The sequence below is a fragment of the Pseudarthrobacter oxydans genome (assembly GCF_034258515.1).
Classification (GTDB): domain Bacteria; phylum Actinomycetota; class Actinomycetes; order Actinomycetales; family Micrococcaceae; genus Arthrobacter.
Map to the genome: position 1 here is coordinate 1,874,210 of NZ_CP139438.1, position 22,053 is coordinate 1,896,262.

Consider the following 22,053-nt stretch of genomic DNA (forward strand, 5'->3'; position numbering starts at 1 on the left):
AAATGCGGGCTTCGGTGCCCGGGCGGTAAGAATAGTTCCATGGCACCTTTCCAGCGAACCCGCCCCGCCCCCGTTCATGGCCCCGAAACCGGTGGAATGTCGTTGCGGGCAAAATGGGCAATCGGGGGAGCGATCGGCGGGGGCGGCCTGGCCGGACTCCTGGGCGCCGGTTCGTCGGCGCTGGCGGTGTACTTCGCACGCCGGGTCATTACTCCCGCCCGGCAGCGGACGTCGGACCAGGAGATGCTTGCCGTCATCAGGGACGGCCAGGGGCAGCGGGCCATCTTTGCCGCGACTGACGACACCACGGTTGACGGCGTCTACGGATTCTTCTTCGACGGCGGCAAGGGGCACGCACGGATCGGCCGCATCGTCTCCTACTCGCCCGCCGACAGGACCGTGCTGCGCGAGGTTGAGGCGGTATACGCCGGCGATCTTTCCGCGGCGCGCCGCGGCTGGTGGAGCGGGGCCGTCTATCCGGACCCTGCTGCCGCCGGAATTCCCTATGAGGATGTAAGCATCGACGTAGAGCGCGGGCAGGCTCCCGCCTGGCTGGTCCGCGCCGGCGGCACGGCCCGAACCTGGGCGGTGATGGTGCATGGACGCGGCGCCACCCGGCAGGAGGCGCTGCGCGCGGTCGGTCCCGCGCTGGAGCTGGGGCTCACCAGCCTCCTGGTTTCCTACCGGAATGACGGCCTGGCGCCATCCGCCGACGACGGCCGCTACGGCCTGGGCTCCACGGAATGGCGTGACATTGAAGCTGCCATCGAGTACGCGCTGGCCAACGGGGCGGAAGAAATCGTGCTGTTCGGCTGGTCCATGGGAGGCGCCATCTGCCTGCAGACCGCCGACCTGTCCCGCTACCGGCACCTGATCCGGGCCATGGTGCTCGATGCGCCGGTCACCGACTGGGTCAATGTGCTGGCCCACCACGCACAGCTGAACAGGATCCCCTCCCTGGTGGGGCGGTATGGCCAGCTTATGCTGGGGCACCCCCTGGGCAGGCGGCTCACCGGACTGTCCGCGCCCGTGGACCTGAAGGTGATGGACTGGGTGTCCCGCGCAGTTGAGCTGCGGACGCCCACCCTGATCCTCCACAGCGTGGACGACGAATATGTGCCCTACGAGCCTTCGGCCCTGCTTGCGGAGCGGAACCCGGAGATGGTGACCTTCGAGCCCTTCCACCAGGCCCGGCACACCAAGGAATGGAATGTCGACCCCGACCGCTGGGAAGGCCAGGTCAAGGCCTGGCTGCGGCAGCAGCTGGCTCCCAGGCTCAACCCGGGCGCCTTGAGCTCAATGGCTTCCGGGGGCGAGTGAGCTGATGGAGGCCGTGACGGCGTCCGTGAGGCGGACCAGGTCCGCCGGTGCCAGCTCGATGTCCAGCCCGCGCCTGCCACCGGAGACCAGCAGGGTGTCCAGCGCCAGGGCGCTGGCGTCCAGCACAGTGGGGGACGGCAGCCGCTGGCCCAGCGGTGAAATGCCGCCGAGCACGTAGCCGGTGCGCCGTTGGGCCGCCGCGGGATCTGCCATTGCCGCCTTCTTGGCTCCCAGTGCTGCGGCGAACGCCTTCAGGTCAAGGGTTCCGCTGACCGGTACGATTCCCACGGCCAGCCGCCCCTCCACTTCCACCATGAGGGTCTTGAAGACCCTCGATGGATCGACGCCCAGGACCTCGGCCGCTTCCGCACCGTAGCTAGCGGCTGCGGGATCGTGGGTATACGGGTGGAGCACAAAGGGAACCCCGGCCGCGGCCAGAGCCGCTGTTGCCGGGGTTCCCTGTGCTGCGCTCTTGCGTGCCATGGGTGCTTTCCGCCGCGGGTGCTAGGAACGTCCGGCAGTAGCCGCAGCGACCCTGCGCTTGATCCTCCCCAGCATCGCGGTCATGCCCCGCATGCGCAGGGGCGTGATGGCCCTGGTGAGCCCCAGGAGCTCGGGCATGTCGTCCGGAACCGAGAGGATCTCCTCGGCGGACAGCCCGTCCAGGCCCTCATGGAGCACGCCGGCGAAGCCGCGTGTTGTGGGAGCCTCCGCAGGGGCCTTGAAGAACAGCCGCACGGCGGCGCCGGGCCCGCCCTCACTCTCCGTCTCGATGGTCAGGAAGAGCGGAGACTGGCACTCCACGACCTGTTCCAGCAGTTCGGGGTGGTCCTTGAGCCGGTCCGGCAGTTCCGGGAGGCCCTGGGAGAATTCCAGCAGCAACTGGAGCCGCTCGGGTTCAGTGAGGGCCTGGAAGTCATCCACGATTGCCGCCAGGGCGGAAGGCAAGGCTTGAGTAGTCATCAGTCCAAGTCTACGCAATTACGCCGCCGCAGGCCGCGTCAGGCGCCGACGGCGGCAGGGACGGAACCGCGTTCCGCACCCTTGGCGATCGGTACGCGCACGGCGTTGCCCCATTCGGTCCAGGAGCCGTCGTAGTTACGGACGGTGTCGAAGCCGAGGAGGTATTTGAGGGCGAACCAGGTGTGGCTGGAACGTTCGCCGATACGGCAGTAGGCCACGACGTCGTCGCCTGCCTTCAGGCCTGCTTCGCCAAGATAGAGGGCTTCAAGTTCCTCCCGGCTGCGGTAGGTGCCGTCCGCGGCGGCAGCGCGTGCCCACGGGATCGACGCAGCAGTGGGAATGTGGCCGCCGCGCAGGGCGCCTTCTTCCGGGTACGCCGGCATGTGGGTGCGCTGGCCGGTGTATTCCTCGGGGGAGCGGACATCGATGAGCGGCTTGCCGAAGTGCGCAAGGACGTCTTCCTTGAAGGCGCGGATGGGAGCGTCGTTGCGCTCAACAACCGGGTAGTCGGCCCTGCCAGGTGCCGGCTTCTCCGTGGTGAGTTCGCGTCCTTCGGCAATCCACTTGTCCCGGCCGCCGTCGAGGAGCCGCACATCCTCGTGGCCGAAAAGGGTGAAGACCCACAGGGCGTAGGCGGCCCACCAGTTGGACTTGTCTCCGTAGATGACCACGGTGCTGTCACGGGAAATCCCCTTCGACGCCGCCAGTTCCGCGAACGCGGCCCCGTCCACGTAGTCGCGGGTCACTTCGTCATTGAGGTCCGTATGCCAGTCGATCTTTACGGCGCCGGGGATGTGGCCGGTTTCGTACAGGAGCACGTCCTCGTCGGATTCCACTACCACCAGCTCTCCGTTGGCGGCAGCGCCACTTTCCAGGGCGGCAGCAAGCCACTCCGTGGAAACCAGCCGCTCCGGGTGGGCGTAGGCGGCAAACTTCTCATTCTGTTCAACGGGATAGGGCATTTTTCCTGGCCTTTCATTGAGGACACGGGCGGCCTGCTGGACCTGAAGGGGACCTGGTTCCACCCTAGCCAGCGCCCCGGGCCATGTCCGCATTCCGTTAACAGGGCGCAATGTTGCCTTCATCACGCCGGCCGCCACAGGGACCTGCGGCATTAAAAGCCCGGGCGCAATGCCGGTATCCTTTCTGGGGACCACCCACCAGCAGAACGGACCACCTTGGTACAGATCGAACAGCTTGCCGCCCGCACTCCGGCAGTTTCGGTGGATGAACTCCTTAAAGGGTTTTACCCGTCACCGCGATTCGGCCAGGTTTCCTTTGCCAGCTACCGCCCCGATCCCAAGCAGCCCAGCCAGTCCGCCGCCGTGCGGGCGTTGGAGGGCTTTGCCGACGGCGTCGGTTCCAACGGCGGTGGGGGGCTGTTCAAGAAACTGTTCGCGAAGAAGGACGGTTCCCGCGCCGGCATCTACCTTGACGGCGGGTTCGGCGTCGGCAAGACCCACCTTCTGGCCTCGTTGTGGCACGCGGCGCCCGGCCCGAAGGCCTTCGGCACGTTCGTGGAGTACACCAACCTGGTGGGTGCCCTGTCCTTTCGCAAGACCGTTGAGGCGCTCAGCAGCTACAAACTTGTCTGCATCGATGAGTTCGAGCTCGACGATCCGGGCGACACTGTCCTGATGTCCCGGCTGATGCGCGAGCTGGCCGACGCCGGGGTGAAACTGGCAGCCACCTCCAACACGCTGCCAGGATCGCTGGGCGACGGCAGGTTCGCGGCGGTGGACTTCCAGCGCGAGATCCAGGTGCTGGCGGACCAGTTCGACGTCATCCGGATTGACGGGGAAGACTTCCGCCACCGGGGCCTGCCCGCGGCGCCGGCCCCGCTGAAGAACAGCGAACTGTCCTCCCACATGAAGGCGGAGTTCGACGGAAAGACGGTTGCGCAGGACGAGTTCAGCACCCTGATTGCGCACTTGGCCGGGGTGCACCCCAGCCGCTACCGCCAGCTGATCGACGGCATTGACGGGGTGGTGTGGCGCAACGTGCACACCATCACGGAGCAGGCTGTGGCGCTCAGGTTCGTGGTGCTTGCCGACAGGCTGTACGACAAGGACGTGCCCATCCTTGCCAGCGGCGTGCCGTTCGACCAGCTCTTCACCGAGGACATGATGACCGGCGGCTACATGAAGAAGTACTTCCGCGCTGTCTCCCGCCTCACCGCGCTGGCCCGCGAGGGCCAGAACCACGAGCCGTCCTAGGCCTCAGGCGGCTGCCGGCCACCCGCCGTCGTCCTTGAATGCCGGCAGTCCTTAAACGCCAAAGGTGCAGGTGCCGCCTCCCGGCGGCACCTGCACCCCCTTGACGTGCTAGGGCAAGACCCTGGCCAAATCCTTGTTACGGAGTCCTGTCAGCCGGCGGAACCGGGTTGACGGGAGTGACCGGCGGAACCTGCTCAGCGGCAGGTGCCTGGCCCGGGGTTCCGTTCTTGTCAATGAGCTTGGAAGCGCCATTCTGGACTTTGTCGACGTGGCCCGAGTACTTTCCTCCGGTCTTGGTGTCGACGAAATCACCGGCCTTGTTGATGCCGTTCTTGATGGCCTGCTCGTTGCCGCGGATGAGACCCTGAGCCTTGCCCTTTAGGTCGTCAATCAGTCCCACGAGCACCTCCCTTCAATCGCGGAGCCAGGTCGCTCCTCCGCGTTCGATCCTAGCCCCGCGGGGAACACCCAACAAGGAAATCGGGGGCTTTGGCCGTTCGCCCGTAGCGGATGCCGGCTACCGGGCAAGAAAAAAGCAGCTCCGGGGAGCTGCTGCATGTGGGCGATACTGGGATCGAACCAGTGACCTCTTCCGTGTCAGGGAAGCGCGCTACCGCTGCGCCAATCGCCCGGAACCGGAAGCCCGGTCTTATGGGATTTTAGAGTAAGAGAGCGGACGACGAGATTCGAACTCGCGACATCCACCTTGGCAAGGTGGTGCTCTACCAGCTGAGCTACGTCCGCGTATGAAGTGCGTTCCGGCCGGAGCCGTTGCGTACTGCACGAAGCAAGTTTCCTTGCTTGGTGGGCGATACTGGGATCGAACCAGTGACCTCTTCCGTGTCAGGGAAGCGCGCTACCGCTGCGCCAATCGCCCATTGCATCCGGTTCAATTCCGGAAACCATGGTTTTCACCGAGGTGGGTACGGGATTCGAACCCGTGTATACGGCTTTGCAGGCCGCTGCCTCGCCTCTCGGCCAACCCACCGTGTAAGCGTCGGTTCCGGAGAACTTTTGCTGTGACAGTGTCCTGCGAGCGGACGACGAGATTCGAACTCGCGACATCCACCTTGGCAAGGTGGTGCTCTACCAGCTGAGCTACGTCCGCATTTTGGAGGGTTGATTCCTTGCCGTTCCCGGCATTTCCTCGCGTTCCAACGAGTAAAAACAATATAGGAGGTTCAGGGATTCTCCAAATCGCCGCCGCCAGGTGCGCGCGGCGTGACCGTGTTTCCCAGTGCTGGCGCGGAAGCAGGTGAGTTACAGGGGTGTAATTCACGACGGCGGACGGGGACCTTTTGGCTCTTCCCTTGCCCTGTTGCGGGGCCGCAGCAGGGCGGCCCGGGCGGGTCGAGGCCGGCGATTTTTGAATTACGTAAACGTCGGCTAGCATTCAAATGCATCAGGGCGATTGGCGCAGTGGTAGCGCGCTTCGTTCACACCGAAGAGGTCACTGGTTCGAACCCAGTATCGCCCACCGCACAGAGGTCCGTTTCCGCTCGTTCGCAGCGGAAACGGGCCTTTTTGTTTGCGGATCCTGCCTGCAGATTTTGTCGGCCCCCTGTGAAAGAGTTTTTCTATGACAGCTCCACTCCTCGCCCATGCCACCGAATACGGCCGGATGTACGCCCGCTCCACGTCGGAGCAGTTCTCGGTTCCCTCCATCACCACGGTCATCAGCCAGCAGCCGCACGGACTGGACGGCTGGTTCGGGTACATGGGAGCGAGCAGCCTGGCCAAGGATCCGCTGCTGGCGGACTGCCTGGGGAGCCCGGCCAAAATTAAGCAGGCCGTCAACCGTGCGGCCAAGGCTGCCGAAAACTACCGCGATGACGCGGCGAAGCGCGGGGACCGGGTACATAACTATTGCGAGCAGGTGGCGCTTCGTGCGTTGGGGCGTCCCCACGCCATGAAGGAGGCCCGCGAGGCCTTGGCCGCCAACGGGGAAGAGGCCTTCGCTGTCCGGTTCGATGAATGGTGGGAGCTGTTCCGGGTGGAACCCATCGCCCCGGAAATCACCGTCTGGAACAACGCCGTGGGGTACGCCGGCACCCTGGACCTGGTGGCCCGCATCAACGGCCGCGTCTGCCTGATCGATTACAAGACCAAGGGCACCACGCGGGACGGCCTGGTCAAGCCGCTCGATGACAAAGTGGTGATGCAGCTGGTGGCCGGCATGAAGGCCGAAGAAAGCCTGGTGGACCCCGAGGCAGGGACGTGGGAGCCCTGGCAGTACGGTGAAAACCCTGTCCTGCTGGCGGTGGCCATCGGGGAGACGGAGGTCCGTCCCGTGCGCGCCAACCCGGAAGTCCTGAAGCATCACTGGTGGAAGTTCTGCGCCCTGCGGCGGGTCTGGGAGCTGTCCGCGGACACCATCAGCGCCGGCGCGGCGCTGCTTCCCATCGCCCCGCCGCCGCTGGCGCAGGTGCAAACGGCCTAGCAGTTTCTCTGCGCCTAAACTGGATTGGTCCCCTTTGCCGTCAATCGTGAGGAACTACAGCGCATGGCTATCCTGAATATCCGCATCATTGGTGACCCTGTGCTGCGCACAGTTGCCGATCCCGTGACGGAATTCGGGCCGGAGCTGGCCAAGCTGGTCGCGGACATGACCGAAACCATGGAGGACGTGGACGGTGCAGGCCTGGCCGCGCCGCAGGTGGGCGTAAGCCAGCGCGTTTTTACCTACCGCATCGACGGCGTCGAGGGCCACATCATCAATCCTGTGCTGGAAAACAGCGAGGACTACCAGCCCGACCATGTGGAAGGCTGCCTGTCCATCCCCGGCCTCAGCTTTCCGGTGCGGCGTTTCCGCGCCACCCGCGTCACCGGCGTCGACATGCACGGCAACCCTGTCACGGTGGAGGGGGAGGGGCTCCTGGCCCGCTGCTTCCAGCACGAGAACGACCATCTGGACGGCATCCTCTACACGGACCGGCTTGAGGGTGCGGACCGGAAGACCGCCCTGCGGTCCATCCGCAACGCCAACTACGACTCCATCGCCGAACGTACGACGACGAAACGCGCCAGGACTGTCGGGTCCAGTTTCGGCGGCCCCGCCCAAGGCTCCCCGCGGGGCTCGAGCTTCGGCGCCGGGGCAGCCGGCGGCGCAGGGTGAGGGTCCTGTTTGCGGGAACCCCCGCCGTCGCCGTCCCTTCGCTGGATGCGCTCGTAAAAGCCGGCTTCGAGGTTGCTGCTGTCCTGACGCGCCCGGATGCCCCCGTGGGCCGCAAGCGCGTGCTCACGCCGTCCCCCGTCGCTGCGCGCGCGGCTGACCTGGGAATCGAGATCATCCACGCCGCCCGCGTGGACGCGGAGGCAACGGCCAGGATTTCCGGGGTAAACCCTGACGTCGCCGCCATCGTGGCCTACGGCGGACTGGTTCCGCCGGCCGCCCTCGGGATCCCGCGGCACGGCTGGATCAACCTGCACTTTTCCCTGCTGCCGGCCTGGCGCGGCGCGGCCCCGGTACAGCGCGCCATCATGGCAGGGGACGACGTCACCGGAGCGGTGACCTTCCAGCTGGAGGAAGGACTGGATACGGGACCCGTGTTCGGCACCCTCACGGAATCAGTGGGGCCGGAGGACACGGCGGGAGAGCTCCTTGAGCGGCTGTCCCACAGCGGCGCCGTGCTCCTGGCCCAGACATTGTCCGCCATCGAGGCAGGGAAGGCCTTCCCGCAACCCCAGGCGGGCGAGGTTTCCCACGCGCCGAAGTTGACCCTTGAAGATGGCCACCTTCAGTGGAACCATCCGGCGCTGGCGATCGGGCGGCAGGCCCGGGGCGTAACCCCCGAACCCGGTGCGTGGACCTTCCTGGACGGACAGCGCGTCAAGCTGGAACCGGTCCGGCTGCGGCCCGATGTCACCGGCCTTGCCCCCGGGACCCTGTTCCTCGAAGGCAAGAGCGTGCTGGTCGGCACGGGATCGCACGCCGTGGAACTGACCCGCATCCAGCCTGCGGGCAAAAAAATGATGGCCGCTGCCGACTGGGCACGCGGCATGGCTTCCCTTGAAAGTGTGGTGTTCGAATGAGCGCGTCCGGCGGCAATCCAGGCGGAGGCGGCAACGCCGGGCGCGGCGCCGCGGGCGGCGGCCGCGGCAAGGGGGGACCCCGGGACAGCAGCCGGCGGAATGCCCAGGGCCGTGAACGCAACCGCGGTCCGCAGCGCAGCTTCACGGAAAACGCGCCCTCCCAACGGACCCGCCGGGCCGATCCCGCGCGGCTGGTGGCCTTCGAAGTCCTGCGCGCCGTCGCTGCCGAGGACGCCTACGCCAACCTCGTGCTGCCGGCACGGATCCGCCACCACGGGCTGGACAAGCGCGACGCCGGCTTCGCCACCGAACTTACGTACGGTGCCCTGCGGGGCCAAGGCACCTACGACGCCATCCTGACGCGCTGCGTGGACCGCCCGCTTGACCAGCTTGACCCGGCAGTCCTGGACGCGCTGCGAATCGGAACCCACCAGCTGCTGGCCATGCGCGTCCCTGCACACGCCGCCCTCGACCAGACCGTCGGCCTGGCGCGTGCTGTAATCGGAGCAGGGCCCTCAGCGCTCATTAACGCTGTCCTCCGCAAGGTTGCCGCGCGCACCCTTGAGGAGTGGCTGGACGTGCTGGTGGCCGGAGAGACCGACGAAACAAAAATCGCTGCACTCCGCTACGCCCACCCGGAATGGATCGTCCGCGCCATGCGCCAGTCCCTGGTGGCGCATGGCCGGCAGGCCAGCGAAGTGAACGACCTCCTGGAAGCGGACAACGCCGCCCCCGTGGTCAACCTGGTGGCCCTGCCAGGCCTGGGCAACCTGGACGAGGTGCTGGAGAACGGTGCCATTCCGGGCGAGCTCGTCCAGGGTTCTGCCCTTTCCAGCGGCGGTGACCTGGGGCGGTACTCCTCCGTCCGGGAAGGAACCACCCGGGTCCAGGACGTTGGCTCGCAGCTGGTGGCCCGCGCCATGGCTGCCGTTCAACTCGACATGCCGGCAGGCGGGACAGGCGATTCGAAGGCGGAGGCGTGGCTGGACCTCTGCGCCGGCCCCGGCGGAAAGGCAGCCCTGCTGGGCGCCCTGGCCAGGCAGCGGGGCGCAACGCTGCTGGCCAACGAACCCGCTCCCCACCGCGCCAAGCTCGTCAGCCAGGCGCTCTCGGCCGTGCCGCCGGAAACCTGGCAGGTCCGGACCGGAGACGGCCGCGAGGTCGGATCCGAAGCGCCCGAATCATTCGACCGTGTCCTCGTGGACGTCCCCTGCAGCGGCCTCGGCGCATTGCGGCGCCGGCCGGAATCCCGGTGGCGCCGTTCACCCAAGGACCTCGCGGACCTCGGTCCACTGCAGCGCGAGCTGCTGGCCTCCGCCCTGGCAGCAGTTCGTCCGGGGGGAGTGGTGGCCTATGTGACCTGTTCACCGCATCCGGCGGAGACGACGGCCGTCGTGGCTGATGCCCTCCGCAAACGCGATGACCTGGAACTCCTTGACGCCGGAGCGGCGCTGGACGCCGTCAGCCTCCCCGGAAAGCTGGACGCCGGGCATGACTCCACGGCCCAGCTTTGGCCGCATGTCCACGGCACAGACGCCATGTTCCTCGCGCTCATCCATAAGAAGCCCTGACCCGTGAAAGGTTCCCCCGTGACGCAATGCTGCATCAATCCGAGCATCCTCTCGGCCGACTTCGTCAACCTGGAGGCCGAGCTGCAGCGCATCAGCACCGCTGACGCCGTGCACGTGGACGTCATGGACAACCACTTCGTCCCCAACCTGACCATCGGACTGCCTGTGGTGCAGCGCATCCAGGAGGTGAGCCCCATACCCCTGGACGCGCACCTGATGATCGCTGACGCAGATCGTTGGGCGCCGGGCTTCGCCGACGCCGGCCTGGCGTCCGTCACGTTTCACGCGGAGGCGTCGATCGCGCCCGTGAAGCTGGCGCGCGAACTTCGCAGCAGGGGGTCGAAAGCCGGCATGGCAATCCGGCCGGCTACCCCCGTGGAGCCCTACCTGGACATGCTGTCCGAGCTGGACATGCTGCTCATCATGACGGTGGAGCCCGGATTCGGCGGCCAGGCCTTCCTGGACCTCACCCTGCCCAAGATCCGGCGGGCCAGGGCTGCCATCGACGGCTCCGGGATCGGGGTGGCCATCCAGGTTGACGGCGGCATCACTGAAGAAACAATCGTCCGGGCCGCGGAAGCAGGCGCCAACGTATTCGTTGCCGGCTCCGCCGTCTACGGCGCCGGAGACCCCGCGGCGGCCATCGAGAGGCTGCGCCGGGAGGCAGGCAGGACGTTACACGCGGTGACGGGGGAATAGCCGGGAGCCGGTGCCGGTTATGGCACAATAGCAACACACATACGTGCTCCGGGGTCGGTGTAAGTCCGAACCGGCGGTGACAGTCCGCGACCCGCGAGCCGGTGGTTTCCGCAAGGAAATCCCGGCGGACGGTTGAACCGGTGAAATTCCGGTACCGACAGTTAAAGTCTGGATGAGAGAAGCACGTACAGCTGTATCTGTGGGGCCATTCCGGCGCCGCAGCCTTCTGCTGTCGTAAACCCCCGGAGCCATCGCGGTTCGAGAGGGAAGGAACGACACGGAATGAACCCCAAGCGATGGCTCTTCGATGCCAAACACCCTGCCGCTTCACCGGAGGGCGCAGCCGCCGCGCCGGTCGCCGCATGACGGCGGGCAACCCGGCCACGGCTGACGCAATCAGCACGGAGCCGCATCCGGGCCACCCCCCGGGGCACGCTGACGGGGTGGTTACCGCCTTCAGTGCTGCCGAGTCCGGAGCCATGGGGGCTGCCCTCGAGGCAGCCCTGCGGGGTCCGCGGGGGGCGAACCCGTTGGTGGGCGCCGTCGTCGTGGATCCTGCAGGCCGCCACCTCGTCACCGGTTTCCACCGCGGCGCCGGCACCGCGCATGCAGAGGCGGATGCGATCAGCCAGGCAACAGCCGCGGGCCTGGATCTCTCCGGCTGCACCATGGTGGTTACCCTGGAACCCTGCAACCACGTGGGACGCACAGGCCCTTGCGCCGAGGCCATCATTGCCGCCGGAATAACGGACGTGGTGTACGCGGTGGATGATCCGCATGACCCGGCAGCAGGCGGAGCTGCAACGCTGAGGGCCGCGGGCGTCCGCGTCCGCAGCGGGCTCGGGGCCGCGGAGTCCCTGGACCTGAACCGCCAATGGTTTGAGGCTGTGACGGCGAAACGGCCTTTCGTCACCCTCCACATCGCCCAGACGCTGGACAGCCGCATCGCGGCCGAGGACGGCACCAGCCAATGGATTTCCAGCCCGGAATCCCTGGCCGACAACCATGCCATCCGCAGCCGGATCGATGCCATCCTGGTGGGCACCCAGACCGTCCTGGTGGACAATCCGCGGCTCACCGCCCGGAACGCATCGGGAGCATTGGCAGCGAGCCAGCCGGTGCGGGCCGTTATGGGGCTGCGGGACTTCCCCGCCGGCGCCGCCGTACGCGGAACAGACGGACTGGTGGCGCATCTCCGCACCCGGGACCCGCGCGAGGCACTGACCATGCTGTACCGATCCGGGACACGCCACGTCATGGTGGAGGGAGGCTCGCGCATCCTGAGCGCGTTCCTCTCTACCGGGCTGGTCGATGAACTCATCGTGTATTTGGCGCCCACCCTGCTGGGCTCCGGTACGCCGGCCCTCGGGAGCCTGGGGATCACCACCCTCGCCGATGCCCAGCAATGGGACTGGGACGGGTCCGACGGCGGTGCCGTGCGAAAGCTGGGCCGGGACCTGCGACTTCACCTTAGACCGCAACGGACCGTTGCACTGGATCCTCAACCAACCCGCGACAGCGCGGAGCCAGCCCAGGGAGGCTACTGATGTTTACCGGAATTATTGCCGAACAAGGGCACGTCCTGTCCGTGGAGCGGGACGGGAACGCCAGCGCTACCGTGCGGCTGCACGCGCCCGGCACCACCGAAGGGCTCGCGCTCGGCGGCTCCATCGCCGTCAACGGGGTGTGCCTCACGGCCACGGAGATCAACGGCAAGGAATTCAGCGTTGACGTGATGGGGGAAACCCTGGTCCGCAGCACCATTGGCGAACTTGCTCCGGGTGATTCGGTCAACCTTGAACGCTGCGTTCCGGCCGGCGGCCGGCTTGACGGGCATGTGGTGCAGGGGCACGTGGACGGCGTCGGGGTGCTGCTGGAACGCGAGGCCCTCGGCAACTGGGAGCGGCTTCGGTTCGGCGTGCCCGCCAACCTGGCGCGCTACATAGCGGAAAAGGGCTCCATCGCCATCGACGGCGTCTCGCTCACGGTGACCGCAGTCAGTGAGGCCAGTGAGCAGGCTCCCTGGTTTGAGGTGGGGCTCATTCCCACAACCCTGGCTGAAACCGGCCTCGGCGCCAAGAGCACCGGCAGCCGGGTGAACCTGGAAGTGGACGTCCTGGCCAAGTACACCGAACGCCTGCTGGCGTTCAATGCCCCGTCGCCCGCCGCCGTTGAGGGAGGGACCCGATGAACGCCGCAGTAAAGCTGGAACAGGCAGGGCCGGCCGGATCCGCCGCCCCTGCTGCCCGAACCGGCGGGCCAGCGGCTGCCCTTGGACTCGACACCATCGAAGAAGCCGTACGGGCCATCGCCGCCGGCAGGCCTGTGCTGGTGGTGGACAACGAGGACCGGGAGAACGAGGGCGACATCATCTTCGCCGCCCAGCATGCCACCCCGGCCCTGATGGGGTGGACCATCCGCTACAGCTCCGGTGTTATCTGTGTTCCGCTGTCCGGGGACCGGGCGGACGCCCTGGCACTGCCGCCGATGGTGGCGGTCAACGAGGACGCCAAAGGTACGGCCTACACGGTGTCCTGTGATGCCGCCTTGGGTGTGAGCACCGGGATCTCCGCAACTGACCGGGCCCTGACGGCCCGCGTCCTCGCGGATCCGCAGGCCGGGCCGGCGGCCGTGACCCGTCCGGGGCATATTTTCCCGCTGCGGGCCGTTAAAGGGGGAGTGCGGGAACGCCCCGGCCACACCGAAGCGGCCGTGGACCTGTGCCGGCTCGCCGGACTGGAAGCTGTGGGCGTAATCGCCGAAGTTGTCTACGACGACGGTGAGATGATGCGGCTGGACGGGCTTCGCGCCTTCGCTGCCGAACACGGGTGCCCACTGATCTCGATTGAAGACCTGGTGGCCTACCTCGAGGCAGCGGGCACATCGGTTGGCAGCAATACCCGGGCAGGACGCGCGGGCGGAGAAGAGGAGATACGATGACGGCTTCCGGAGCTTCGGGCAACGGCCACCACCTGTCAGGGTCGGGCAACGGCCACCACCTGGAGGCGGGCAACGGCCAGATGCCCCATCCCGTCAGCGGCGGACCCATCGTGCAGCTGCCGACGGCTTTCGGCGACTTCATTGCCCAGGCGTGGACGGACCTGGTCACCGGCCACGAGCACCTTGCCGTCAGCTCCCCCAACCCGCCCAAGGACGGGAAAGCACCCCTGGTCCGGCTGCACTCCGAGTGCCTGACCGGGGATGTCTTCGGCTCCTACCGCTGCGACTGCGGGGAACAGCTTGCCTACGCCCTGGAGATGATCGGCGAGCAGGGCGGCACCCTGCTGTACCTGCGCGGCCAGGAGGGCCGTGGCATCGGCCTCGCCAACAAGATCAAGGCCTACGCGCTGCAGGAGGCCGGCTTCGACACCGTCGAGGCCAACGAGCAGCTGGGCCTGCCGGTGGATGCCCGCTGCTACAAGGCTGCCGCCCAGGTGCTCGCGGAAATGGGGCTGCACGAGGTGCGGCTCCTGAGCAACAATCCGGACAAGCAGAACAGGCTGGCGAAGGCCGGTGTCAGGGTGGTGGAGATGGTCCCCACGGAGGTGCCCTCCCGCGACCAGAACATCCGGTACCTGCAGACCAAGAAGGACCGCATGGAGCACCGGCTGACGCTCGATACCCACGTGGCCGCCGTCCCCGCCGCCGCTGATTCCTTTGACCACGAACAAGACTGACCACGAACAAGACTCACCACACCACAAGACTGACTACGAGACTGAACGGAACAGAACTGACTTATGAGCGGACACGGCGCCCCCGACATCGACCTCACCACCCTCAACCCCGCGGAAACCTCGCAGCTGCGGCTGGCCATCGTGGCAGCAAGCTGGCACACGCAGATCATGGATGGCCTCCTGGACGGCGCCCTGCGGGCCGCCAAGGACGCCGGGATTGCCGAGCCCACTGTCCTGCGCGTCCCCGGCAGCTTTGAGCTTCCCGTGGCTGCCGCGCGGCTGGCGCCGCACTTTGACGCCGTGGTTGCCCTCGGCGTCGTCATCCGTGGCGGAACCCCGCACTTTGACTACGTGTGCCAGGCCGCGACGTCGGGCCTCACTGATGTCAGTGTGCGCACCGGGGTCCCGGTGGGCTTCGGCGTCCTGACGTGCGATACAGAACAGCAGGGCCTGGACCGTGCGGGCCTGCCGGGCTCCAAGGAAGACAAAGGCCACGAGGCCGTCACCGCGGCCCTCGCCACTGCCGTTGTGCTCAAGCAGTACGGCAAGTAGCACGCCCCGCATGGCGGGCGCGTGTGTATTCGCTCACATCGCGCCCGTCATGCAACGGCCCGGGAAGCGCCCTTTGGGCCGCAGCAAGTAGGCTGTAGGGCGTGAAGAATTTCGAGACGCTGTTCGCTGAGCTCAGCGAGAAGGCAGCCACCCGCCCGGAAGGCTCCCGCACCGTCGCTGAATTGGAGTCCGGTGTTCACGGCATCGGCAAGAAAGTCGTTGAGGAAGCAGCCGAAGTGTGGATGGCTGCCGAATATGAATCCGATGAAGCCGCGGCCGAGGAAATCTCCCAGCTGCTGTACCACCTGCAGGTCCTGATGCTCGCCAAAGGCCTCACCCTGGAAGACGTCTACAAGCATCTGTAGCCACCGGCCCGGCGCGCCCCACGCCGCCGGTGCCCGCCGTGGCCTGCATTGCCTGAACACCTAGACCTCCCTCCACCCAGAAAGACCTTCCATGCTGCGAGTAGCCGTCCCCAACAAGGGCTCCCTGTCCGAAGCCGCATCCGCCATGCTGTCCGAGGCGGGGTACCGCCAGCGCCGTGATTCCCGCGAGCTGGTTATGGTGGACCCGGACAACGAGATTGAGTTCTTCTTCCTCCGTCCCCGCGACATCGCCGTGTACGTCGGCCAGGGAACGCTCGACGTCGGCATCACCGGCCGCGACCTGCTCCTGGACGCCGAGGTGGAGGCTGAAGAGCTCCTTCCGCTTGGTTTTGCTGCCTCCACGTTCCGTTTTGCGGGTCCCGTGGGAGACTTCGCCAAGGTTGAGGAACTGGAAGGGAAGCGGCTTGCCACGAGCTACGACGGCCTCCTCCGCGGCTACCTGGCCGGGCGCGGCATCAAGGCCAAGGTGGTCCGCCTGGACGGCGCCGTGGAATCCTCGGTCCGGCTGGGCGTCGCGGACGCCATCGCGGACGTCGTCGAAACCGGCAACACCCTCAAGGCTGCCGGGATGGAGATCTTCGGCGAACCCATCCTGAAGTCCGAAGCCGTCCTGATCCGCCGGACCGGCGAAGGCGGTGCCGCGAACGGCACGGCCAAGGAGATCGAGGTCCTGATCCGCCGGCTCCAGGGCGTGCTGGTGGCCCGCCAGTACGTGCTGATGGACTACGACATCCGCAAGGAGCTCGTGGAACAGGCCGCTGCCCTCACTCCCGGCCTGGAATCGCCCACGGTCTCGCCGCTGCGCGACTCGGACTGGGTTGCCGTCCGGTCCATGGTGCCCAAGAAGGAAACCAATCGGATCATGGACGAGCTGTACGATCTCGGCGCCCGCGCCATCCTGGTCAGCAGCATCCACGCCTGCCGCATCTGATTTCCAGGAGAATCCCATGGCTGTAGCTGTACGAGTCATTCCCTGCCTCGACGTGGACGCCGGGCGCGTCGTCAAAGGCGTCAACTTCGAGGGCCTGCGCGACGCCGGCGACCCCGTGGAGCTCGCCCACCGCTACGACAACGCCGGGGCGGATGAACTGACCTTCCTGGACGTGACGGCGTCCTCCGGCAACCGCGAAACCACGTTCGATGTAGTCCGCAGGACGGCCGAAGAGGTCTTCATCCCGCTGTGCGTTGGGGGCGGCGTGCGGGGAGTCGCGGAGGTGGACAAGCTGCTGCGCTACGGCGCGGACAAGGCGTCCATCAACACGGCGGCGGTGGCGCGGCCGGATGTCATCAACGAGATTACCCGGCACTTCGGTTCCCAGGTCCTCGTCCTGTCCGTGGACGCCCGCCGCACCCGCCCGGGATCCCGGCCAACGCCGTCGGGATTTGAAGTGACTACCCACGGCGGACGCACGGGCACCGGGATCGACGCCATTGAATGGGCCAGGGAAGCCGCGGACCGCGGCGTGGGGGAGATCCTGCTGAACTCCATTGATGCCGACGGCACCAAGGACGGGTTCGACCTCGAACTGATCAAGCTGGTCCGGGCCGCCGTCAAGGTGCCCATCATCGCCTCCGGCGGCGCGGGAGAGCCTGCGCACTTTCCGCCCGCCGTCGCGGCCGGAGCTGACGCCGTCCTGGCAGCATCCATCTTCCACTGGGGCCCGGACAACATGATGTCGCAGGTCAAGGACGCCATCCGGGACGCGGGTTTCGAAGTCCGCTGACCAACAGCAACGCGGGGTCACTTCCAGCCCAAAAACCTTGGTTTATTGAGCCGGATGTGACCCCGCGTTGCTTTTAGAGCCCGACTTCCGCTGACTGGAGCAGCGCGACGGCGTCCGGCTGGCCTTCGAAGGTCACCAGCGCGTGGCGGGTCCGGCCGTGGGCATGCATCAGCAGTTCGCCCGGCTCGCCCACGATGGCCACCGAAACAGGGGCCCGCTTGGCCACATGGCGCGGCCCGGACGGGCGCACCAGGACGATGCCCAGGTCCACACCGCGGTACAGGATCGCGGCGCGTTTGACGAGTTCGTCCCACAGGGCTTCCGAGTAGGCCTCGTCCAGTGCCCGGGGCGCCCAGCGGTCAACCGCCCGGCGGATATCCTCCGTGTGGACGAAGTACTCGATGAGGTTGGAGCTTTCGTCCAGCGCCTTGATGTTCATCGGCGACAGTGCCGGGGGCCCCGCGCGGAAGGTGTTGACGAGTTTCGCGTACTCCTCGGGCGTGGTGAGCTTCGCGGCGAGCCTGGCAGTCGCCTGGTCCGAGGCCTTGGCGAGGCGCTTGATGATCAGGCCCAGCCCCACGGCCGCCTTGCGTTCGCGCAGGTAAAGGTGGGCGGCAAGGTCCCTGGTACGCCAGCCCTTGCAGAGCGTGGGCGCGTCAGGTCCCGCCGCAAGCAGGGTCTCGGCAAGGACTTCTCGGGACGGTTCGACGAAATGCATCACTTGTGAAACTAGCACGACACGCGCAGGGTTGGGCAGCACGTCCGCCCCTGCTGGCGTGCCGTCGTTCACACACAATCGGGGGCCGGGTGGAGGCACTAGACTTGACCTGATGTCTGAGCAGCCCGCCCCCGTCCTGAACCCCGGTATTGCCGCGCCCGCAGCCACTTCGCCCGGCCAGTCCCCGGCTCCGCTGGCGAGCCCGCTTCCCGCGGAGCTGGCAGCCGCGCTGAAGCGTGACAGCGCCGGCCTGATGGCCGCCGTCGTCCAGCAGTACGACACCAACGAGGTCCTGATGCTGGGCTGGATGGATGACGAAGCCCTGCACCGGACCATGACCACCGGCCGCGTTACCTTCTACTCGCGCTCCCGCCAGGAGTACTGGCGCAAGGGGGACACCTCCGGGCATGTGCAGTGGGTCAAATCGGTGGCGATGGACTGCGACGGCGACGCGCTGCTTGTGCGCGTTGACCAGGTGGGGGCCGCGTGCCACACCGGCACACGCACGTGCTTCGACGGCCGGGACCTGGCTGTTGCCACAGGCCAGGCAGGCTGACCCTTTTTCTGACCGCAGCCCGCTGCGGAAGGGGGCCGGGCCACCCCCTCCAAGCACAACCACCGCCGGGATTCCCGGCCCCAGGCACCTGGCCCTTCCAGAACCGGCCCCTACCAGAACAGGCGGAACAGCATAGCCATGCAGGACCTTGGAATCATCAGCCCCGGCCTTGAGGAGTTCCGGGAACTGGCCGGCCACAGCCGCGTCATCCCCGTCCGGCTCAAGGTGCTCGCGGACGCCGAGACGCCCATCGGCCTTTACCGCAAGCTGGCGCAGGGGCAGCCTGGCACCTTCCTGATGGAATCCGCTGCGGTGGGCGGCGCCTGGTCCCGTTACTCGTTCATCGGCGCCAAATCCCGGGCAACATTGACCACCAAGGACGGCCAGGCGCACTGGCTGGGTGAACCGCCCGCGGGTGTCCCCGTGGACGGCAGCCCCGTCGACGCCATCCGCGACACCATCGAAGCCCTCCGCACCGACAGGTTCGAGGGGCTGCCGCCGTTCACCTCCGGCCTGGTGGGATTCCTGGGCTGGGAGACCGTCCGGCACTGGGAACGCCTGGTGAGCCCGCCGGAGGACGACCTGCACCTGCCGGAGATGGCGCTGAACCTGGTGACCGACATGGCCGTCCACGACAACGTTGACGGCACGGTGCTGCTCATTGCCAACGCCATCAACTTCGACAACAGCTCCGAACGGGTGGATGAGGCCTGGCACGATGCCGTGGCCAGGGTCAAGGCGCTCCTTGCCAAGGTCAGCAGCCCCGTTGCGCAGCCCGTGTCCGTCCTCGCTCCGGCGGCACTGGACTTCGCCTCCAGCGTCCAGGAACGCTGGGACGAAGCCGAGTACCTGGCGGCCCTGGACCGTGGCAAGGAAGCCATCGTTGATGGTGAGGTGTTCCAAGTGGTCATCTCGCGCCGCTTCGAGATGGAATGCAAGGCGTCCGCCTTGGACGTCTACCGGGTCCTGCGGAACACCAACCCCAGCCCGTACATGTACATTTTCAGCCTCGAGGACGCCGACGGCCGGGAGTACTCGATTGTGGGTTCCTCGCCGGAGGCCCTCGTCACGGTGACCGGTGAAGAAGTCATAACCCACCCCATCGCCGGCTCGCGCCCGCGCGGCAAGACGGTGGAGGCGGACAAAGCCCTCGCCGACGAGTTGCTGGCGGACCAGAAGGAACGCGCCGAACACCTGATGCTCGTGGACCTCTCACGCAACGATCTCTCCAAGGTCTGCGTAGCGGGAACCGTGGACGTCACGCAGTTCATGGAGGTGGAACGCTTCAGCCACATCATGCACCTGGTGTCCACCGTCGTTGGCCGGCTCTCGCCCAAGGCCAAGGCCTATGACGTGCTCAAGGCCACGTTCCCGGCCGGCACCCTGTCCGGGGCCCCGAAACCCCGCGCCCTGCGCCTCCTGGACGAACTCGAGCCGCACCGCCGGGGTATCTACGGCGGCGTGGTTGGCTACCTGGACTTCGCCGGCGACATGGACATGGCCATTGCCATCCGTTCGGCGCTGATCCGGGACGGGCGTGCGTACGTCCAGGCCGGAGGCGGGATCGTTGCTGATTCGGTCAACCCGACGGAGGCCCTGGAAACGGTCAACAAGGCAGCGGCACCGCTCCGGGCGGTCCACACGGCCGGTTCCCTGCAGAACATTTCGGCGGACTCGCTGCCCGGGGCGGACTCCCGGTGACTGACAGCGGACCGGCGGCAGCGCAAACGGGGACTGCCGGCAGGCGCACGCCGGCGTGGGCACGCAAGTCCACGCTGGTGCTGCTTATTGCGGTCCTGGCGCTGGCGGTCTTCGGCACCACCACCCAAACCTGGATGACCGTCACGCTCGATCCGAACCAGGTGGGCCAGGCAGGGGCCGCACAGGACGCGCTTGAGGTCCAGGGAAGCAAGGCTGCCACCACCGTCACTGCGCTGGCGCTGGTGGCCCTCGCCGGCGGCCTGGCGGCAGCCATAGCGGGCAGGATTGCGCGGTGGATCATCACCGCCATCATTGTCCTTGCCTCCGCTGGAATTGTTGCCGCAGCAGCAACAGTCCTGGCCAACCCGCTGGCGGCCGCCCAGGGCTCCATTGCGGAAGCGACCGGCATCACCGGAAGCCAGGCGCTTGTTGCCGTCACCGCCTTTCCCGTCCTCGCCGTCGTGGCAGGCTGCCTGCTGGCCCTCGCCGCGCTGGTTATTCCCTTCGCCGCGCGGCACTGGAAGGCGCGGACGAAATATGACGTGCCGGCCACGGGCAGCGTTGCCGCCTCCGGTCCCGTGGATGAAATCGACAGCTGGGACCGGCTGTCACGGGGCGACGATCCCACCTGACCCGGCGGGTACGCACCGCTGCTCCCGGCAGGGTCCCGGCGGATAACCGGTCACCGGCCAAAAAATGGCAGAATGTAAGCAGTATTCACCCTGAGGAGATTTCCATGAGCAAAGCACCTGCGTCCGTTTCCAAGTCCGGCACCCGAACGGTGGCCCCCGGCGCCATCGACCACAGCCAGGAACTCGGCCACGGCAACAGCCCCGCAGCCTGGACCTGCGTCATCGTCATGCTGGTGGGCGCCCTCATCGCATCCATTGCCTTCGTGATCGCCAGCACGCCCATCTTCATCGCCGGCGCCGGCGTCATGGTGCTGGGCCTGATCCTCGGATACGTCATGCGCAAGGCAGGCTACGGCGTCGAAGGCAGCAAGCTGAAGAACTCCGGCCACTGATGTCCACTGTTCTCGATGACATCAATGCTGGTGTCAGGGAGGATATGGAGGCCCGGAAGCAGCTCGTTTCGCTGGCCGAACTGAAGGACCTGGCGGAGGCGGCGGCACCTGCCCGCGACGCGTGGGCAGCCCTTGGCGGAACCTCCCCGTCACGGAACGAGCTCAAGGTCATCGCGGAAATCAAACGCCGCAGCCCCTCCAAGGGAGACCTCGCCGCCATCGGCGATCCCGCGTCCCTCGCCCGGCAGTACGCCGACGGCGGTGCCTCCGTCATCAGCGTCCTCACCGAGCAGCGCCGCTTCAACGGGTCCCTGGCCGACCTCGATGCGGTGCGCGCCGCCGTCGACGTGCCGCTGCTGCGGAAAGACTTCACGCTGGACGAGTACCAGATCTGGGAGGCCCGCGCCCACGGCGCGGACCTGATCCTGCTCATCGTTGCTGCACTCTCGGACGCCCAGCTCGCCGAATTCAGCGGCCTCAGCCACGAACTTGGGATGAACGTCCTTGTGGAGACGCACACGGAAGAGGAAATCGAGCGGGCAGTGGCCGCGCAGGCGCGCATCATCGGCGTCAACGTGCGGAACCTGAAGACGCTCGACGTCGACCGTTCAGTTTTCGCTTCCCTGGCCGGACGGATCCCGGCCGGCGCAGTCGTGGTGGCCGAGTCCGGCGTCCGCGACGCCGGCGACGTCACCCACTACGCCGCCAGCGGCGCTAACGCCGTGCTTGTGGGCGAGGCGCTGGTCAGCCACTCGACGCCGCGGGAGCGGATCGCCGAGTTCAAGGCAGCCGGCGCCGCCGCGATAGCAGCCCGGGGCTGAGGCCAACGCACCTGCGCACAGGCGGGCGGGATGGATCCCGCCCGCCGAACACGCCCGGCAGGCTGCCCTGCCGGGACGACACACTTTTGCACC

General features: G+C 67.1%; 25 protein-coding genes, 6 tRNA genes and 1 riboswitch. Of the genes, 21 read left to right on the forward strand and 10 right to left on the reverse strand.

The genetic code is table 11. From position 1 onward, the window contains the following. The first annotated feature begins 39 nt into the window (after positions 1–39). Positions 40–1,320, forward strand: coding sequence for a S9 family peptidase (locus tag SMD14_RS08465; RefSeq protein WP_157238456.1), 1,281 nt, complete (start codon positions 40–42; stop codon positions 1,318–1,320). Here SMD14_RS08465 and ybaK read toward each other — a convergent pair. Genes ybaK through SMD14_RS08480 form a run of 3 tightly spaced genes read right to left on the reverse strand, consistent with a single transcriptional unit; the run spans position 1,297 to position 3,245 of the window. Then, positions 1,297–1,803: a Cys-tRNA(Pro) deacylase gene (gene ybaK, locus SMD14_RS08470; RefSeq protein WP_157238455.1), complete on the reverse strand. Its 507-nt coding sequence runs from the start codon at positions 1,801–1,803 to the stop codon at positions 1,297–1,299. The two genes, SMD14_RS08465 and ybaK, sit on opposite strands and share 24 nt — an antisense overlap. A 21-nt stretch (positions 1,804–1,824) precedes the next feature. Then, on the reverse strand, positions 1,825–2,283 hold the full coding sequence (locus SMD14_RS08475; RefSeq protein WP_197432387.1) for a SufE family protein: 459 nt from the start codon (positions 2,281–2,283) through the stop codon (positions 1,825–1,827). Between the two features lie 38 nt (positions 2,284–2,321). Beyond that, positions 2,322–3,245, reverse strand: coding sequence for a sulfurtransferase (locus SMD14_RS08480; RefSeq protein ID WP_321215974.1), 924 nt, complete (start codon positions 3,243–3,245; stop codon positions 2,322–2,324). A gap of 216 nt (positions 3,246–3,461) precedes the next feature. On the opposite strand from SMD14_RS08480, the gene zapE reads away from it, so the two are divergent. After that, on the forward strand, positions 3,462–4,499 hold the full coding sequence (zapE, locus tag SMD14_RS08485) for a cell division protein ZapE (protein WP_157238452.1): 1,038 nt from the start codon (positions 3,462–3,464) through the stop codon (positions 4,497–4,499). 136 nt (positions 4,500–4,635) lie between these two features. On the opposite strand, the gene SMD14_RS08490 is transcribed toward zapE, so the two are convergent. From SMD14_RS08490 to SMD14_RS08515, 6 genes are all read right to left on the reverse strand, one after another. Beyond that, the gene (locus tag SMD14_RS08490) at positions 4,636–4,899 is read right to left on the reverse strand and encodes an antitoxin (RefSeq protein ID WP_321215975.1); all 264 of its coding nucleotides are present in this window, start codon (positions 4,897–4,899) and stop codon (positions 4,636–4,638) included. A gap of 159 nt (positions 4,900–5,058) precedes the next feature. After that, positions 5,059–5,130: transfer RNA gene (locus SMD14_RS08495), tRNA-Val, on the reverse strand. Positions 5,131–5,170: 40 nt separating this feature from the next. Next, positions 5,171–5,243, reverse strand: a tRNA-Gly gene (locus SMD14_RS08500). Positions 5,244–5,301: 58 nt separating this feature from the next. Further along, positions 5,302–5,376: transfer RNA gene (locus SMD14_RS08505), tRNA-Val, on the reverse strand. A 40-nt stretch (positions 5,377–5,416) separates the two neighbouring features. Next, a tRNA-Cys gene (locus SMD14_RS08510) sits at positions 5,417–5,487 on the reverse strand. A gap of 47 nt (positions 5,488–5,534) precedes the next feature. Next, positions 5,535–5,607, reverse strand: a tRNA-Gly gene (locus tag SMD14_RS08515). Between the two features lie 297 nt (positions 5,608–5,904). On the opposite strand from SMD14_RS08515, the gene SMD14_RS08520 reads away from it, so the two are divergent. The 14 genes from SMD14_RS08520 to hisF all read left to right on the forward strand — a co-directional run bounded on the left by SMD14_RS08520 (position 5,905) and on the right by hisF (position 17,140). Then, a tRNA-Val gene (locus SMD14_RS08520) sits at positions 5,905–5,976 on the forward strand. A gap of 102 nt (positions 5,977–6,078) precedes the next feature. Next, complete coding sequence (locus SMD14_RS08525; protein ID WP_321215976.1) at positions 6,079–6,939, forward strand: cytochrome; 861 nt, start codon at positions 6,079–6,081, stop codon at positions 6,937–6,939. Between the two features lie 63 nt (positions 6,940–7,002). After that, entirely contained in the window at positions 7,003–7,614 is a 612-nt protein-coding gene (gene def, locus SMD14_RS08530; protein WP_321215977.1) for a peptide deformylase, read from the forward strand. Continuing rightward, positions 7,611–8,531, forward strand: a complete 921-nt coding sequence (fmt, locus tag SMD14_RS08535; protein WP_321215978.1) for a methionyl-tRNA formyltransferase — start codon at positions 7,611–7,613, stop codon at positions 8,529–8,531. The genes def and fmt overlap by 4 nt, the downstream gene beginning before the upstream one ends. Then, on the forward strand, positions 8,528–10,102 hold the full coding sequence (locus SMD14_RS08540) for a transcription antitermination factor NusB (RefSeq protein WP_321215979.1): 1,575 nt from the start codon (positions 8,528–8,530) through the stop codon (positions 10,100–10,102). Before fmt ends, SMD14_RS08540 begins: the two co-directional genes overlap by 4 nt. Positions 10,103–10,120: 18 nt before the next feature. Then, a complete protein-coding gene (gene rpe, locus SMD14_RS08545; RefSeq protein ID WP_321216244.1) occupies positions 10,121–10,801 on the forward strand; it encodes a ribulose-phosphate 3-epimerase in 681 nt (226 codons plus the stop codon). 39 nt (positions 10,802–10,840) lie between these two features. Further along, a riboswitch (FMN riboswitch) is annotated at positions 10,841–10,990 on the forward strand. Between the two features lie 290 nt (positions 10,991–11,280). Then, positions 11,281–12,348, forward strand: coding sequence for a bifunctional diaminohydroxyphosphoribosylaminopyrimidine deaminase/5-amino-6-(5-phosphoribosylamino)uracil reductase RibD (gene ribD, locus SMD14_RS08550; protein ID WP_321216245.1), 1,068 nt, complete (start codon positions 11,281–11,283; stop codon positions 12,346–12,348). Further along, positions 12,348–12,992, forward strand: coding sequence for a riboflavin synthase (locus tag SMD14_RS08555; protein WP_157238447.1), 645 nt, complete (start codon positions 12,348–12,350; stop codon positions 12,990–12,992). Before ribD ends, SMD14_RS08555 begins: the two co-directional genes overlap by 1 nt. Continuing rightward, positions 12,989–13,741, forward strand: coding sequence for a 3,4-dihydroxy-2-butanone-4-phosphate synthase (gene ribB / locus SMD14_RS08560; RefSeq protein WP_321215980.1), 753 nt, complete (start codon positions 12,989–12,991; stop codon positions 13,739–13,741). The genes SMD14_RS08555 and ribB overlap by 4 nt, the downstream gene beginning before the upstream one ends. Continuing rightward, entirely contained in the window at positions 13,738–14,478 is a 741-nt protein-coding gene (ribA, locus tag SMD14_RS08565) for a GTP cyclohydrolase II (protein ID WP_321215981.1), read from the forward strand. Before ribB ends, ribA begins: the two co-directional genes overlap by 4 nt. A gap of 63 nt (positions 14,479–14,541) precedes the next feature. Beyond that, on the forward strand, positions 14,542–15,030 hold the full coding sequence (gene ribH, locus SMD14_RS08570) for a 6,7-dimethyl-8-ribityllumazine synthase (RefSeq protein ID WP_157238444.1): 489 nt from the start codon (positions 14,542–14,544) through the stop codon (positions 15,028–15,030). 101 nt (positions 15,031–15,131) lie between these two features. Beyond that, positions 15,132–15,395, forward strand: coding sequence for a phosphoribosyl-ATP diphosphatase (locus SMD14_RS08575; RefSeq protein WP_009358176.1), 264 nt, complete (start codon positions 15,132–15,134; stop codon positions 15,393–15,395). Between the two features lie 91 nt (positions 15,396–15,486). Next, on the forward strand, positions 15,487–16,347 hold the full coding sequence (gene hisG / locus SMD14_RS08580; protein ID WP_157238443.1) for an ATP phosphoribosyltransferase: 861 nt from the start codon (positions 15,487–15,489) through the stop codon (positions 16,345–16,347). Between the two features lie 16 nt (positions 16,348–16,363). Further along, a complete protein-coding gene (hisF, locus tag SMD14_RS08585) occupies positions 16,364–17,140 on the forward strand; it encodes an imidazole glycerol phosphate synthase subunit HisF (protein WP_157238442.1) in 777 nt (258 codons plus the stop codon). Between the two features lie 73 nt (positions 17,141–17,213). Here hisF and SMD14_RS08590 read toward each other — a convergent pair whose 3' ends face one another. Beyond that, on the reverse strand, positions 17,214–17,858 hold the full coding sequence (locus tag SMD14_RS08590; RefSeq protein WP_157238441.1) for a TIGR03085 family metal-binding protein: 645 nt from the start codon (positions 17,856–17,858) through the stop codon (positions 17,214–17,216). A 112-nt stretch (positions 17,859–17,970) separates the two neighbouring features. Between SMD14_RS08590 and hisI the strand changes: the two genes are divergently transcribed. The 5 genes from hisI to trpC all read left to right on the forward strand — a co-directional run bounded on the left by hisI (position 17,971) and on the right by trpC (position 21,960). Next, a complete protein-coding gene (hisI, locus tag SMD14_RS08595) occupies positions 17,971–18,414 on the forward strand; it encodes a phosphoribosyl-AMP cyclohydrolase (RefSeq protein WP_321215982.1) in 444 nt (147 codons plus the stop codon). Between the two features lie 138 nt (positions 18,415–18,552). After that, positions 18,553–20,115 carry an anthranilate synthase component I gene (locus SMD14_RS08600; RefSeq protein ID WP_321215983.1) on the forward strand — a complete coding sequence of 521 codons (1,563 nt, stop codon included), beginning with the start codon at positions 18,553–18,555 and terminating at the stop codon, positions 20,113–20,115. Then, entirely contained in the window at positions 20,112–20,747 is a 636-nt protein-coding gene (locus SMD14_RS08605) for a Trp biosynthesis-associated membrane protein (protein WP_321215984.1), read from the forward strand. Before SMD14_RS08600 ends, SMD14_RS08605 begins: the two co-directional genes overlap by 4 nt. Before the next feature lie 104 nt (positions 20,748–20,851). After that, entirely contained in the window at positions 20,852–21,139 is a 288-nt protein-coding gene (locus SMD14_RS08610; protein WP_157238438.1) for an HGxxPAAW family protein, read from the forward strand. After that, on the forward strand, positions 21,139–21,960 hold the full coding sequence (gene trpC / locus SMD14_RS08615) for an indole-3-glycerol phosphate synthase TrpC (RefSeq protein ID WP_321215985.1): 822 nt from the start codon (positions 21,139–21,141) through the stop codon (positions 21,958–21,960). Before SMD14_RS08610 ends, trpC begins: the two co-directional genes overlap by 1 nt. The last annotated feature ends 93 nt before the right edge of the window (positions 21,961–22,053 follow it).

What these genes read in the sequence shown, in the direction of transcription:
- SMD14_RS08600 (WP_321215983.1), top strand. Translation starts at nt 18,553, where the DNA reads ATGCAGGACCTTGGAATCATCAGCCCCGGCCTTGAGGAGTTCCGGGAA.
- trpC (WP_321215985.1), top strand. Translation starts at nt 21,139, where the DNA reads ATGTCCACTGTTCTCGATGACATCAATGCTGGTGTCAGGGAGGATATG.
- ribH (WP_157238444.1), top strand. Translation starts at nt 14,542, where the DNA reads ATGAGCGGACACGGCGCCCCCGACATCGACCTCACCACCCTCAACCCC.
- SMD14_RS08525 (WP_321215976.1), top strand. Translation starts at nt 6,079, where the DNA reads ATGACAGCTCCACTCCTCGCCCATGCCACCGAATACGGCCGGATGTAC.
- SMD14_RS08480 (WP_321215974.1), bottom strand. Translation starts at nt 3,245, where the DNA reads ATGCCCTATCCCGTTGAACAGAATGAGAAGTTTGCCGCCTACGCCCAC.
- ribB (WP_321215980.1), top strand. Translation starts at nt 12,989, where the DNA reads ATGAACGCCGCAGTAAAGCTGGAACAGGCAGGGCCGGCCGGATCCGCC.
- def (WP_321215977.1), top strand. Translation starts at nt 7,003, where the DNA reads ATGGCTATCCTGAATATCCGCATCATTGGTGACCCTGTGCTGCGCACA.
- SMD14_RS08555 (WP_157238447.1), top strand. Translation starts at nt 12,348, where the DNA reads ATGTTTACCGGAATTATTGCCGAACAAGGGCACGTCCTGTCCGTGGAG.
- hisF (WP_157238442.1), top strand. Translation starts at nt 16,364, where the DNA reads ATGGCTGTAGCTGTACGAGTCATTCCCTGCCTCGACGTGGACGCCGGG.
- ribA (WP_321215981.1), top strand. Translation starts at nt 13,738, where the DNA reads ATGACGGCTTCCGGAGCTTCGGGCAACGGCCACCACCTGTCAGGGTCG.
- ybaK (WP_157238455.1), bottom strand. Translation starts at nt 1,803, where the DNA reads ATGGCACGCAAGAGCGCAGCACAGGGAACCCCGGCAACAGCGGCTCTG.
- SMD14_RS08465 (WP_157238456.1), top strand. Translation starts at nt 40, where the DNA reads ATGGCACCTTTCCAGCGAACCCGCCCCGCCCCCGTTCATGGCCCCGAA.
- SMD14_RS08610 (WP_157238438.1), top strand. Translation starts at nt 20,852, where the DNA reads ATGAGCAAAGCACCTGCGTCCGTTTCCAAGTCCGGCACCCGAACGGTG.
- hisI (WP_321215982.1), top strand. Translation starts at nt 17,971, where the DNA reads ATGTCTGAGCAGCCCGCCCCCGTCCTGAACCCCGGTATTGCCGCGCCC.
- hisG (WP_157238443.1), top strand. Translation starts at nt 15,487, where the DNA reads ATGCTGCGAGTAGCCGTCCCCAACAAGGGCTCCCTGTCCGAAGCCGCA.
- SMD14_RS08540 (WP_321215979.1), top strand. Translation starts at nt 8,528, where the DNA reads ATGAGCGCGTCCGGCGGCAATCCAGGCGGAGGCGGCAACGCCGGGCGC.
- SMD14_RS08590 (WP_157238441.1), bottom strand. Translation starts at nt 17,858, where the DNA reads ATGCATTTCGTCGAACCGTCCCGAGAAGTCCTTGCCGAGACCCTGCTT.
- SMD14_RS08475 (WP_197432387.1), bottom strand. Translation starts at nt 2,283, where the DNA reads ATGACTACTCAAGCCTTGCCTTCCGCCCTGGCGGCAATCGTGGATGAC.
- ribD (WP_321216245.1), top strand. Translation starts at nt 11,281, where the DNA reads ATGGGGGCTGCCCTCGAGGCAGCCCTGCGGGGTCCGCGGGGGGCGAAC.